Below are 13,144 nucleotides of genomic sequence, written 5' to 3'. Positions count from 1 at the left end.
CTCTTAATACAATTTGATGTTTAAAAAAAAGACGCTGCCAGCTAAAGCAGCGCCAAAAGGTGGCAATTTTACTTAAAATTTAAAGGCTTTGCAAGGTTATGCCAGGTGGCGGCACTGCAGTATCAGGTTCGGGTTGGGGCAAAGAATCTGATATTTAGCTCTTTCTGAAGTTGTAGCCACGCCCGGATAATCCCCTTGTTTGCCCTCCATAGAAGCCATTACCTGAAAGTGTAGGTGTGGAGGCCAGTGGCCGTTTTCCGGGTAAGGGCCGACTTCGGCAATCTTATCGCCCTTAGAAAATGGCTGACCTGTTTGCAGTTCCTGCAGCGAGGTACGGGTCAGGTGGCCGTAAAGGGTATAGAAGGGGACGCCCTCCAGTTCGTGCTGCAGGATGATAGTAGGGCCGTAGTCGCCGAAGTTATCGTTGTCCGCAAAAGAATGTACCACGGCGTCCAAAGGAGTGAAGACTGCGGTGCCTGCCTCCAGCCATACATCCACCCCCAGGTGCAGGTTGCGGCTTTCGGAGGCTACATCAAAATGCTGGCTGCGGCGGTATATAAATCGGTCTTCCAAATAGCCGCCCACGCCTACGGCGGCACTTTGCGCCTGCAGCATTTGCTGCACTGCCGCGTTGAAAGCTGCAGTGTCCTGTAAATCTGTTTGTTGCAGCAGGGTGTTGGCAGCCGTGAAATCTAAGGTGCAGACATTGTCAGCATTCAGGTCAGCGGCCAGTACAGGGGCAAAGGCATGGCTGTGCCTGCTTAGTATTTCGCTAAGGTGAGTTGGTTGTTGCATAAATAAGAGGAGGGTGAAAAGAACCTCCTGCAAGTATAAGCAGAAATTAACTTACCGCCTCTTCCTCTACATGCTTCGTGAGGGTTTTAAGGCTTTTTGTCTTGCCGAAAAGCTCTTCGGATTTCTTGCTGTAGGCTGAGGCTGCTTCCTGTAGCGTCTCAAAGGTGCCCAGGTTAATGCGCTGCTTGTTAAAGTGAATGATGGCCCGATACTTTTGCGCCTCCTTGTGCACCCCGCGCACGCCCAGCTTGTTCCCTGTTTTGGAGGTGTTACGTACAATCTTACAAAGCGGTGCCCACTCCAGGTTTTCGAGGCGGCAGTCTAGTTTATTACCGTTCTTGAAGTGTACATAGAGCTTCAGGTCACTTTCTGGCTTCTTGAGCAGCTGCTCACCAATCATTTTATGCAGGTAAATTGTCTCGTTGCGGTACTTGCCGTTTTTGAGAGGCCAGTTCTTCTGAAAGAAGGCATAGCCGTTGGAGTGGATGCGCAAATGCTTCAGAAATTCTATCTGTTGCAGGTACACGTTTTTCTGTATGTATTCGTAGGTTCTGTCGTCTACGACTACCGTTTTTTCACAGTTTTTGAGGGTTAGTTTGTACAGCATGTTGTTTTCATTAATACAAGGACCAGGTAAGAGGCATAGGCAGTTGGCATTTTGCCGTACTACTGACGCAGCGTGCTGTAAAGTTGCAGCTTTTTTTATATCTATTACAACTAATATTCATAAAAAATGTTATTCTTTTTATGGATTACTTCCTGTATCGCCAATTTCTATACGCATATTTCTCAGAACAGTCCGGATTCTTGTAACTTTCAGCTTTGTATGTAGTTCTTAAGCAAGATAATTTAGCGATAACATAGTACAAACATGAGTATTCCTTACCTCAACCTGAAGGTTGTAGCTATCACAAGAGAAACACCAGATGCCATTACCATACATTTTGAGCATCCTGAAAAGAAAAGCATCACCTATAAACCCGGCCAGTTCCTGACGCTGATTTTGCCCATTGATGGCAAGGAAGTACGCCGTTCCTATTCCCTGAGCAGCACGCCACATGAGGCCCCACGCCTTGCCGTAACGGTGAAGCGCGTAGATGGAGGCCTCGTGTCAAATTATTTGATAGAGCGCCTGCAGGTAGGGCAGGAGGTAAAAGTGATGGAGCCAGTCGGCAACTTCTGCCTTACCTGCGCCCCTACAAACCAGCGCCAGGTCCTTCTGTTTGGTGCCGGTAGCGGCATTACGCCACTCATGTCAATATTAAAGGCAGTATTGGCAGAAGAGCCAAGCAGCAAGGTGACGTTACTGTATGGTAACCGCGACGAAAACGCTGTCATTTTCAGAGAGCAGCTACAGCAGTTAAAAGCCGCTAACCCCGGCCGCCTGCACGTGGAGTATATTTACAGCCAGCCGAAGCATGACTGCGAGCACCGCGGCCGCATGAACCAAAGCCTTATCCTGAAGATTCTGGAGCGCCTGCAGTTAAGCAGACTTCAGGAGGCTGTGTACTATGTGTGTGGCCCGGAAGGTATGATGCAGGAGGTGCGGCATGCGCTGGAGGTGTTGCATGTGCCGGCAGAGCGTATTTTCCGGGAGAGTTTTGTGAGCAGCAAGCAGGCAGGGCAGGAGGAAGAGCAACCGCAGCATGGCACTGTGGGCACTTCAGATGATGACGGAGAAATTACAACGCAAACCATTACTATTATTTACGAAGGCGCCGAATATGCTGTAAAGGTGGAGCCTGACCAGACGATACTGGAGGCGGCCCTGGAACAGGATATTGACCTGCCGTACTCCTGCCAGGCAGGCCTGTGCACTGCCTGCCGGGGCAAATGCCTGAGTGGAAAAGTGCACCTGGAGGAGAGTGACGGCTTATCTGATGCTGAGATAGAAGAAGGCTATGTGCTGAACTGTGTGGGGCATCCTGTAACAAGTAATGTTATAATAGAAATCGGGTAAGCGCTTTATAACGTATACAAAGGCAGCGCAACTTAAAATATTTATTTGTGGCGCTGCCTTTTTTTTGTACTTTCGTAAGAAGTCAATATATTGTGTTTTCAAAATATTTATTGCCATAATAACAATGCAGACAACCGAGCTGGCAATTCCGAAACGGAAGCCAAGGGTATACCTATCAGAGGATTTTAAAATAGAATCCTGGCAGACTTTGCAGCCATACTTTGATGAGCTGAAAGCGCGCGAAATAAATTCAGTAGAGGAAATGGAGAAGTGGATGCAAGACCGAAGCGAGCTGGAAAGTGTGCTGTCTGAGGACCTTGGCTGGCGCTACATCCGGATGACCTGCGACACACAAAATGATGAAACCACAAAGGCGTTCCAGTATTTTGTCTCCGAGATTGAGCCTCAGATTGCACCCTACGACCATGAGCTTAATCTGAAGCTGATGCATTCACCTTACGTGAATGGCCTCGACAAGGAAAAGTATAAAATCTATTTGCGCGGGGTGGAGCGCGCATTGGAAATTTTCCGGGAAGAGAACATTCCGTTGCAAACCGAGATAAGCACAAAGCAGCAGCAGTATGCCGCCATAACTGGAGCCATGACCGTGACGCTGGACGGTGAGGAAATGACGCTGCAGCGTGCCGCCGACCGGCTGAAGAAAACAGACCGTGCCGTGCGCGAGGAAGCATGGCGTGCCATACATGATCGCCGATTTGAGGACCGCGGGAAACTGGACAGCCTTTTCGATGAGCTGTTGCAACTGCGAAACCAGCTTGCCCTGAACGCCGACTTCACCAACTTCCGGGACTATATGTTTGCCGCCCTTGGCCGCTTCGATTATACACCACAAGACTGTTTTGACTTTCATCAATCCATACAGGAGACGATTGTGCCTTTGCTCACAAAAATAGATGAGGAGCGCAAGTTAAAGCTAGGCTTAGAGCAACTGCGGCCATGGGATTTAGACGTGGACCCAAGCGGCAAAAAACCCTTAGAACCTTTCCGGAAAGGCGAAGAACTGCTGGAGAAAACAGTGCAGGTATTTTATAAGTTAGATACTTTCCTGGGCGACTGCCTTGCTACCATGCGGGAGATGGGTCACCTGGACCTAGAGTCGAGAAAAGGGAAAGCGCCTGGCGGGTATAACTATCCGCTGGATGAAATAGGGGTGCCCTTTATCTTTATGAATGCTACCTCCAGCCTCCGCGATGTTATCACGATGCTGCACGAAGGTGGCCACGCCGTACACTCCTTCCTGACGCGGGAGATGAGCCTGAACGCCTTTAAGCATCCGCCTTCTGAGGTGGCCGAGCTGGCCTCCATGTCAATGGAACTCATTTCGATGGATTACTGGGACACCTTTTTCAAGGACGAAGACGAACTGCGTCGTGCCAAGCGCACCCATCTGGAGAGTGTACTGGAGACATTTCCGTGGGTGGCTACGGTAGATAAATTTCAGCACTGGATTTACGAGCACCCGGAGCAGACCCCGGAGCAGCGCCATCAGGAGTGGATTAGTATTTTTGAGAAATTTAACCACAAGTTGGTTAGTTGGGATGGGCTGGAGCAGTATAAGCCTTTTACCTGGCAGAAACAGCTGCATATATATGAGGTGCCGTTCTATTATATAGAGTATGCCATGGCGCAGTTAGGCGCTATCGCCGTCTGGAAGAACTACAAAGAAAATCCTGCCGAAGGGCTGGCCGCTTACAAGCGTGCCCTGAGCCTGGGCTATACCGTCTCCATCGGGGAGGTATACGAGGCTGCCGGTATAAAATTCGACTTCAGCACAGACTATATCAAGAGCCTGGCAGATTTTGTACAGGAAGAGATGGAGAAGATTTAACTTTCTTCTGTATACCCATACAAGAAGCCTCGCAATTTAATGCGGGGCTTCTTATTTTTAGATAAGATTGGCGTGTGGAACTGCTTAATATGAACAGCACGGGAGCGAAGGTCGTACAAAGCAGTATGAAAACAATCAATAAGAGTATTTATATAGGGCTGCTGTTATGGGTATCGGCTGCCTGTACAACCAATCCAATTAACAACACAGCAGCAACTACTGTATCCTCCGGACCTTTAGAACCCTCCGGGCCTCTAGATATAGGTCCTGTAGATGTGGGTGTGGGGGGAGGTTTATTGCCGAACAGCATGCCTTACGTGGTAGGCACCTGGCATGGGGTAATTCCTTGTATCAACTGCCCCGGCATTACGTATGACCTCCTGCTGAATGAAGATAACACTTTCGAAGAGACACGGGTTTATCAGAATAGAGACACAGGAGCAACTATCCGGACTGGTACCTGGCGAATAACGGAGGAGGGTGTGCTGGAGTTAAACAACAGGGATGCTGAACCGACAAGGTTTGATTTGTCTACTGCCGGAGAATTGAACATGCTGGACGAAAGCGGCAATCCCATCGAAACACCGATTGCGGACATGTACCGGTTAAGGAGAGAGCCTGAGTTGACAGAAACAGATACGCAACTATGGACTGGGAGAGTGGGGGTTGACTTTGTTGCGACAGGGAATGAACCAGGCTGGTTGCTGGAGATAGACTTAGAAGAAGGCATGTATTTTAAAACGCGTCCTTCCGAGACTGTTTCATTAAGCGCTCCTTTGCCAGCGCCTGCCACAGAAGGAAGCACAACGAGGTATTTTGCCCAAACAGAAGATGGCGAACTGGTGGTAGAACTGACAGAGACGCCATGCACAGATTCCATGTCTGGCAGCATGCTACCTTATACCGTTCAGGTCGTAGCGAAGGGAGAGCGCTTTGTGGGCTGTGGAAAATACCTTGGGGAGGCAGGTCGTTAAGAGTAAGTAAAACTAAAGAACAGAGGCCCTGGCTATAGGTATAGCCAGGGCCTCTGTTTAATGCTGCCGTCCATCTCTGTCCCGGCAGGTTAAGCTTGTTTTTTAAGGTGTTGTAAGGTGAGATTTAGGTAAAGTAGTGTCTGTTTTAGTTTTCAAGCCCATTAGCAGCATAAGAGATAAATTGTCGGCGATTTCTGCCGGCGTCATTTTGCCTTCCGGCTTATACCAGGTATGAATCCAGTTCAGGCCGGAAAGTATGGTTAGAGCCGCGAATTTCTCATCCGGCACCATAAACTCTTCATTCTTGATACCAGTCTTTATTATTCCACGGAAGCGCGCCTCATACGTGTCGCGCAGGGACAGAAACTGGCTGTGATAAGGCTCGCTCAGGTGGCGCCACTCGTGCAGGAATACAGCGGAGGCCTCTGTGTTATTAGTAAGTACCTGTACATGGGCAGTAATTGCATGCTGCAGCCGCTCCGTAGCCGTGCCTCCTGTTGCCTCTGCGGCATCTATGGCCTCAAAAAACTCATCTGCCATCCTAAAACACACCCGCTGCAGAATCTCTTCCTTCGATTTAATATGAGAATAAATACTGGCAGCCTCTATGCCCAAGGCGTTTGCCAAGTCACGCATGGATGTAGCAGAAAAACCCTTTGACTTAAAAAGCGCTGTGGCCGTCTGCTCTATTTGTTTTTTTCTGCTCAATACTACCGCTGTTTGTTCTTACCAAAGATAGCAAGCCTAACAACCGTTAGCAAATTTGTTTTTTATTAACTGTTGTTTGGCGCACATATTGGCAATAAGGGTGTTAGCAGGCACCTCTGATGTACAGCAGCTGTAAAAGGTGGATTGTTTTTTGCTCTTATGAAGAATAAGATACAAGGTGTATTCTTGCCGGGGCCTCAGCTTATTTTCTAAAGCTTTTGAATAGGCTTGCGTATTTGTGTAACCTTGTCTATCTTTTTTAAGCTATACCTGTTATAGATATGGAGAATGAAATTATGGCTGACCTGACAAATACAATAGAAAAGCAAACGATGGAGTTTGTGCATTACGAAGTGAAAGAGCGGGTAGGGTATATTACCCTTGCCCGTGCAGAGAAACGTAATGCACTTAACTTTGAGGTGGTACTGGAACTGAAGCGCGCTTTTGCCAGGGCTGAGGATGATGAGACCTGTAAGGTAATTGTGCTGCGCGCGGAAGGGAAAGTGTTCTGTGCCGGAGCTGATTTGGAATACATCCAACACCTGCAGGAAAACGATTACCACGACAACCTGCTAGACTCTACTCATCTGATGGAGCTGTTTCGCATGATTTATACCTTAAAGAAGGTTGTGATTGCCCAAATCCACGGGCATGCTATAGCCGGTGGCTGTGGGCTTGCGGCTATCTGCGATTTTGGCTTTACCGTGCCTGAAGCAAAATTCGGCTATACGGAGGTAAAGATTGGCTTTATCCCTGCTATTGTAAAGGTGTTCCTGCTGCGTAAGATCGGTGAGTCAAGAGCCAAGCAACTACTGCTTACCGGCGATCTGATTTCAGCAGGAGATGCAGAACGGTACGGACTGGTACACTATGTAGTGCCGGCAGCCGAGCTGGAAGAGCATGTTTTTGCCTTTGCTCAAAAACTTTGTAATGAGAATTCCCGTCAGTCGATGGAGGTTACCAAAGAGATGATAGCCCGCGTGCAGTCAATGGGCCTGGAAGAAGGCCTGCAGTATGCTTCGGAAATGAACGCAGTGGCCCGAAGCAGCGCAGATTGCCAGCGCGGCATTGCTGCTTTTCTGAAAAAGGAGCCGATTAATTGGTAAGCTTCTGTTTAATTTTTTAAACTATTTGTTAAACTTGCTGTTCTTTGGGTATGCTGACTGGTATCTGGATCATGTTAGTGACTTTTGTAGCAATGGAAGGCGTGGCCTGGGTCATGCATAAACATGTGCTGCACGGGTTTTTATGGTTCCTGCACAAGTCACATCACACGCGTCATAATCATGCTTTTGAGCTCAATGACCTGTTTTTTGCCTATTATGGCACTTTGGCGATGCTGTTCTTTATTTTTGGCAGCGACCCGATTGATTACAGGTTCTGGATTGGGGCGGGAGTAACACTTTATGGCGTAGCCTACTTTCTTATTCATGATGTGTTTATACATCGGCGCATTAAACTTTTCGGGAATACGTCTAACGTTTACCTGAAAGCGTTAAACATGGCGCATAAGGTGCATCATAAAAAAAAGGGTAAGTATGACTCAGAGTCCTTCGGAATGCTTTGGGTGGCACCACGGTATTATAAAACAGCATACAAAATAGTTAAAAACAAGGAAAAGCGTGGCTCAGTACACAATCAAGGAACTTGAACATCTTTCAGGAATTAAAGCGCATACTATCCGAATCTGGGAGCAGCGCTATAAAATCCTCAATCCAAAGCGCACTGATACCAACATCCGCTACTATGACGATGCCGATTTAAAGTCACTGCTGAACATTTCAGTACTGAACGAGCGGGGCTTTAAAATCTCCAAAATAGCGCAGATGGAGCCTCAGCAAATATTAAATAAGGTGTCACAACTATGCGATGCCCCTTGCGAGTGCTCCCATCATATTAGTATCCTTGTCTCGGCCATGGTAGATATGGATGAGGTGAAGTTTGAGAAGCAGCTTTCCACAGCCACCCTGCAACTAGGCCTGCATCAGACGATGGAGCAAGTTGTTTACCCATTTCTGCATAAAATCGGTATTCTGTGGCAGACGAACAACATTACTCCCGCACACGAGCACTTTGTAAGTAACCTGATCCGGCAGAAACTGATTGTCGCCATAGATGGGCAGGTCTTGCGCCGAAAAGAGAATTCCCCCACTTATTTATTGTATTTGCCGGAAGGAGAATTACATGAACTGGTGCTGCTCTACATGAACTATATACTAAGGGCTAACGGGCAGCATGTGGTATACCTGGGGCAAAACCTCCCTTTCAAGGATGTGGAACTGACGCATGAGCAGTTTCAGGCAGAATATATCTGTACCGTAATGACTGCTTTACCTGAGCGGGATCAGGTGCAGCCATATCTGAACAAACTTTCACAGCGTTTCCCGCAAAGCACCATATATGTCTGTGGCTTTCAAGTGCAGCATGATTTTCTTGTTTTTCCTGAAAACGTGGTGCGCCTTAGTCGTATGCAAGACCTAGTAGATAGACTAAAGTAGAAATATCCCGCAAACTGTACTCCTGCTCCTGTCATACATTTGACAGGGGCAGGAGTTTTTTTATGCTGTTCACCTTATATATAGGTACATACACAGGTTTTTATAAGTCGTTTGTCGTTATTGTTTAATATTTATTGAAAATAAGTTAAACAGTATTGGTTAAAAATATAATAGTTGCGTATATTTGTTTATGCTTTAACCTTAAAAGTATAAACAAATGACTGCTATAGAATTTAATAATCTTGTACAAAATGTGGTACTGTCTCTTCGTCCGGTGGCGATGAATCTGACACGGGATGCGGATGATGCAAAGGATCTCGTGCAGGAAACAATGCTGAAAGCGCTCACTAATCGTGATAAATTTAAGTCAGGGACAAACCTGAAGGCATGGTTGTATACCATCATGCGCAACACGTTTATAAACAATTACAATAAAATCACGAAGCGCAGCAGCAACATCGACAGTTCGGAGTACCTGCAGTACCTGAATACCGATGAAAGCTATATCACGCAGAACAAAGGCACGGCGACCTTCGTCATGAATGATATAAACAAAGCGATTGCCAGTCTGAGCGAGGAGCATAGGACCCCTTTTATGATGTATTACATAGGGTATAAGTACCTCGAGATAGCAGAGAAACTTGATATTCCGATTGGTACCGTAAAAAACCGCATCCACATTGCCCGCAAAGAGCTGAAGCATGCGCTCAAAGTGTATAACCGGGATATATAGTCAATTATATTAAAACCTGTACCTCTCTGCATGGCGCAAAAAAAGATAATTGTAATCGGATCCGGTTTTTCGGGTCTATCGGCGGCAACCTGCCTAGCTGACCAGGGTTATGAGGTGACTGTACTGGAAAAGAACAGCAGCCCCGGTGGACGGGCCAGAAGCTTCGCTGCCGAGGGGTTTACTTATGACATGGGTCCAAGCTGGTACTGGATGCCTGATGTGTTTGAATCTTACTTCCGCCGCTTCGGCAAAACCACCTCCGACTATTACGACCTTCTGCGGTTGGACCCTTCTTATACCGTTATTTTCGGTGAAGACGATTTTATGGAAATTCCCGCTTCTATGGACAAGCTGCGCGAACTTTTTGAAAGCCTGGATAAGGGCAGCGCCAACGCTTTAGACAAGTTTCTGGAGCAGGCTTCTTATAAGTATGAAGTCGGTATTAACCAGCTTGTTTACAAGCCCGGCAGGTCCGTCAGTGAGTTTATGAACCTGCGCCTGCTCTTGGATGTGCTGCGCATGGATGTCTTTCAATCCATACACAAGCACATCCGCCGCTTTTTCAGCCACGATAAAATCATCAAGCTGATGGAGTTCCCGATTCTTTTCCTTGGCGCTCTGCCCCAGAATACGCCAGCCCTTTACAGTTTAATGAACTATGCCGACATCAGTTTGGGTACCTGGTACCCAATGGGTGGCATGCATAAAATAGTGGAGGGCATGGTGAAGCTGGCAGAAGAGAAAGGTGTAAAATTTTTGTATGACCAGGATGTGCAGCGCATAGACGTGCAAAACGGGGTGGCAAAGCAGGTGCTGACAGCCACAGATGTTTTTGACACCGATGTGGTGGTGGCCAGTGCCGATTATCATCATGTAGAGAAAGAATTGCTGCCGAAAGCTTACCAAAGCTACTCCGATGCTTACTGGGAGAAACGTGTGATGGCCCCTTCTTCGCTGCTGTTTTACCTTGGTGTGAACAAGCGCCTGCAAAACCTGCAGCACCACAATTTGTTTTTTGATGAAGATTTCGGGCCGCATGCCCATGAGATATATACAGATCCGAAGTGGCCGAACAAACCCCTGTTCTACGTTTCTGCCCCTTCTGTAACGGACTCATCGGTTGCCCCTGAAGGTTGTGAGAATTTATTTGTGCTGATACCCGTTGCACCCGACCTGGAGGACAAGGAAGAGGTGCGGGAAAAGTACTTTCACCTGGTCATGGACAGGCTGGAACGGCTTACAAAGCAGGAAATTCGTAGTAGTATTATATACAAGCGCAGCTACGCCCACAAAGACTTTATACAAGACTACAATGCCTTCAAAGGCAACGCTTACGGGCTGGCAAACACCCTGATGCAGACGGCGCTGCTGAAGCCGAGCTTAAAAAGCAAAAAAGTTAAAAACCTTTACTATACCGGCCAATTAACTGTTCCCGGGCCGGGCGTGCCCCCCTCCCTTATTTCGGGACAGGTAGTGGCGAAGGAGGTGGCAAAGGAGTATGCAGCGCCGCTTGCCGTAAAAGTATAGAGTACCTAAAACCAATCAAGTGCATGGAGCTATTTAAGGAATGTTGCTTAAAGTGCAGCAAGATTATCACCGAATCTTACAGTACCTCATTTACATTGGGTATTAAAACGTTGCATAAAAAGTTTCACATGCCCATCTACGGCATCTATGGTTTTGTCCGGATAGCCGATGAGATAGTGGATACTTTCCATGACTTTAACAAGCGACAGCTACTAGCGGATTTTAAAAAGCAGACATACGAGGCGATAGAAAACGGCATAAGCCTAAACCCTGTGCTGCACGCTTTCCAGAGCGTGGTAAAGGAGTACGACATTGATAAGGAATACATTGAGGCTTTCCTTAAAAGCATGGAAATGGACCTTGATGACCATGTATACGACCGATCCCTTTACAAAGAGTACATCTTTGGCTCGGCGGAGGTGGTAGGGCTGATGTGCCTGAAGGTGTTCTGCGAGGGAGACGCGGAAATGTTTGAGCGGTTAAAAAAGCCAGCTGCCAGCTTAGGGTCTGCTTTCCAGAAGGTTAACTTCCTTCGCGACATGAAAAGCGATTACAACGACCGTGGCCGGGTTTACTTCCCGAAGGTAGAGTATATGAACTTTAGTAACGACTGTAAGGTTGAGATCGAGGAAGATATTCTGAGAGACTTTGAGGATGCCTACGCCGGTATCATGGCTTTGCCGCGCTCTGCGCGGATGGGCGTTTATCTGGCCTACGTCTATTACCTCAAACTCTTCAGGAAGATACAGAAACTTCCGGCAACCCATATACTGAAAGAGCGCGTAAGAGTACCTGACAATACAAAGCTGGCACTTCTGCTCGGCTCGTATCTCAAGTACCGATTAAACGTATTCTAATTCATGTCAAAAAAAGTTCTTTACCTGTTTCTGCTGGTCCTCCTTTACAGCAGCGCGTGGGCCGATGACGCCCGTTATAATGTATCAAAGTTGCGCTTGCAATACCTGCAGGCAAGCAAAGAGGAAGCAGTGGCGAAGCAGTTTCATAAGAAAATGAGCGCCTACAGCGAAAATGACCCGCTGTTGCTGGCCTATAAAGCGGCATCAGAGGCGGTGATGGCCAAATATGTGTGGAACCCTTACAGCAAACTGAAGCAGGTAAGAACCGCAAATGCCATTTTTGAGGACGCTGTAGCGCTGGACAAGGACAACGCAGAGATACGTTTCCTGCGGTTCACCCTGCAACACTACGTGCCACGCTACCTGAATCTGAGCGGACAAGTGGAGGAAGACAAAGATTTGATTATCAGCAGCCTTCAGGACTACCCGAACTCCGGTATGTCGAAGCCGCTGGCACGCACCATACGTGATTTTATGCTCACAAAAGATCATTGCACAGAAGCCGAGAAGAAAATATTGCGCAATATCAACATCTAAATGTACATCTATCTATACCTCAACATTTTTACCATACTTTTCCCGCTGCTGCTGTCTTTTGATAAGAAAGTAGCTTTTTATAAGAACTGGCCGGCATTATTTCCGGCCATACTTGTAAATGCCGTAGTGTTTATGGCCTGGGATGCCTGGTTCACAGATTTAGGGGTATGGGGGTTCAACGAGGAGTATCTGACAGGAATTTACCTGTTTAACCTGCCACTGGAGGAGGTGCTTTTCTTTATCACAGTGCCTTATGCCTGCGTGTTTATATATGATGTACTGAATGCCTATATCCCAAAAGACCTGCTGCAGCCTTACGCCAAACCCATAGCGCTTGTACTGATGCTGGTGCTGCCGCTCATCGCAGTTTTTCATATGGCACAGCTTTATACTTCTGTTACCTTTACAGCGCTTGCTTTGCTGCACCTCGTGCATCTGCGCTACTTTGGCACACGCTACCTGGGCCGGTTTTACCTGGCCTACCTCGTGCACCTTGTGCCTTTTCTGCTGGTAAACGGTGTTCTTACCTACCTGCCCATTGTGTGGTATAACGATAGTTATAACCTCGGCCTGCGGATAGTTTCCATACCTGTAGAGGATACAATGTATTCTATGCTCATGCTGCTGCTAACTATCTCTGTATATGAAAGTTTGCGGCAACGAAAATCAGTTAAACAATATGCGTCTTTAGCTGTATAAGAGAGTA

14 protein-coding genes are annotated in these 13,144 nt (G+C 47.3%); 11 read left to right on the top strand and 3 right to left on the bottom strand.

Features of this window, described 5'->3' with window-relative positions:
- Positions 1–96: 96 nt before the first annotated feature.
- Positions 97–795, bottom strand: coding sequence for a peptidoglycan DD-metalloendopeptidase family protein (locus E1919_RS07615; RefSeq protein WP_162052755.1), 699 nt, complete (start codon positions 793–795; stop codon positions 97–99).
- Positions 796–841: 46 nt separating this feature from the next.
- Positions 842–1,402: an HNH endonuclease gene (locus E1919_RS07610; RefSeq protein ID WP_162052754.1), complete on the bottom strand. Its 561-nt coding sequence runs from the start codon at positions 1,400–1,402 to the stop codon at positions 842–844.
- Positions 1,403–1,666: 264 nt separating this feature from the next.
- On the opposite strand from E1919_RS07610, the gene E1919_RS07605 reads away from it, so the two are divergent.
- The 3 genes from E1919_RS07605 (at position 1,667) to E1919_RS07595 (ending at position 5,578) form a co-directional block, all read left to right on the top strand.
- On the top strand, positions 1,667–2,755 hold the full coding sequence (locus E1919_RS07605) for a 2Fe-2S iron-sulfur cluster-binding protein (RefSeq protein WP_162052753.1): 1,089 nt from the start codon (positions 1,667–1,669) through the stop codon (positions 2,753–2,755).
- A 124-nt stretch (positions 2,756–2,879) separates the two neighbouring features.
- Positions 2,880–4,604 (top strand): M3 family oligoendopeptidase, encoded by a 1,725-nt coding sequence (locus tag E1919_RS07600; protein WP_162052752.1) that lies wholly within the window; start codon positions 2,880–2,882, stop codon positions 4,602–4,604.
- Between the two features lie 125 nt (positions 4,605–4,729).
- Positions 4,730–5,578, top strand: a complete 849-nt coding sequence (locus tag E1919_RS07595; RefSeq protein WP_162052751.1) for a copper resistance protein NlpE N-terminal domain-containing protein — start codon at positions 4,730–4,732, stop codon at positions 5,576–5,578.
- Positions 5,579–5,680: 102 nt separating this feature from the next.
- Here the strand turns inward: E1919_RS07595 and E1919_RS07590 are convergent, their stop codons facing one another.
- On the bottom strand, positions 5,681–6,286 hold the full coding sequence (locus E1919_RS07590; RefSeq protein WP_162052750.1) for a TetR/AcrR family transcriptional regulator: 606 nt from the start codon (positions 6,284–6,286) through the stop codon (positions 5,681–5,683).
- A 332-nt stretch (positions 6,287–6,618) separates the two neighbouring features.
- Between E1919_RS07590 and E1919_RS07585 the strand changes: the two genes are divergently transcribed.
- From E1919_RS07585 to E1919_RS07550, 8 genes are all read left to right on the top strand, one after another.
- Positions 6,619–7,392, top strand: coding sequence for an enoyl-CoA hydratase/isomerase family protein (locus E1919_RS07585; RefSeq protein WP_162052825.1), 774 nt, complete (start codon positions 6,619–6,621; stop codon positions 7,390–7,392).
- Between the two features lie 50 nt (positions 7,393–7,442).
- On the top strand, positions 7,443–7,937 hold the full coding sequence (locus tag E1919_RS07580; protein WP_162052824.1) for a sterol desaturase family protein: 495 nt from the start codon (positions 7,443–7,445) through the stop codon (positions 7,935–7,937).
- Entirely contained in the window at positions 7,909–8,784 is an 876-nt protein-coding gene (locus tag E1919_RS07575) for a MerR family transcriptional regulator (RefSeq protein ID WP_162052749.1), read from the top strand. The genes E1919_RS07580 and E1919_RS07575 overlap by 29 nt, the downstream gene beginning before the upstream one ends.
- A 217-nt stretch (positions 8,785–9,001) precedes the next feature.
- The gene (locus E1919_RS07570) at positions 9,002–9,517 is read left to right on the top strand and encodes an RNA polymerase sigma factor (protein ID WP_162052748.1); all 516 of its coding nucleotides are present in this window, start codon (positions 9,002–9,004) and stop codon (positions 9,515–9,517) included.
- 30 nt (positions 9,518–9,547) lie between these two features.
- Entirely contained in the window at positions 9,548–11,044 is a 1,497-nt protein-coding gene (locus tag E1919_RS07565; protein WP_162052747.1) for a phytoene desaturase family protein, read from the top strand.
- 23 nt (positions 11,045–11,067) lie between these two features.
- Entirely contained in the window at positions 11,068–11,901 is an 834-nt protein-coding gene (locus tag E1919_RS07560; protein WP_162052746.1) for a phytoene/squalene synthase family protein, read from the top strand.
- A 3-nt stretch (positions 11,902–11,904) separates the two neighbouring features.
- A complete protein-coding gene (locus tag E1919_RS07555) occupies positions 11,905–12,438 on the top strand; it encodes a hypothetical protein (protein WP_162052745.1) in 534 nt (177 codons plus the stop codon).
- Complete coding sequence (locus tag E1919_RS07550; protein WP_162052744.1) at positions 12,439–13,137, top strand: lycopene cyclase domain-containing protein; 699 nt, start codon at positions 12,439–12,441, stop codon at positions 13,135–13,137.
- The last annotated feature ends 7 nt before the right edge of the window (positions 13,138–13,144 follow it).

The organism is Pontibacter pamirensis (assembly GCF_010015475.1).
Taxonomy (GTDB): domain Bacteria; phylum Bacteroidota; class Bacteroidia; order Cytophagales; family Hymenobacteraceae; genus Pontibacter; species Pontibacter pamirensis.
This window is presented reverse-complemented; position numbering and strand designations above follow the sequence as displayed.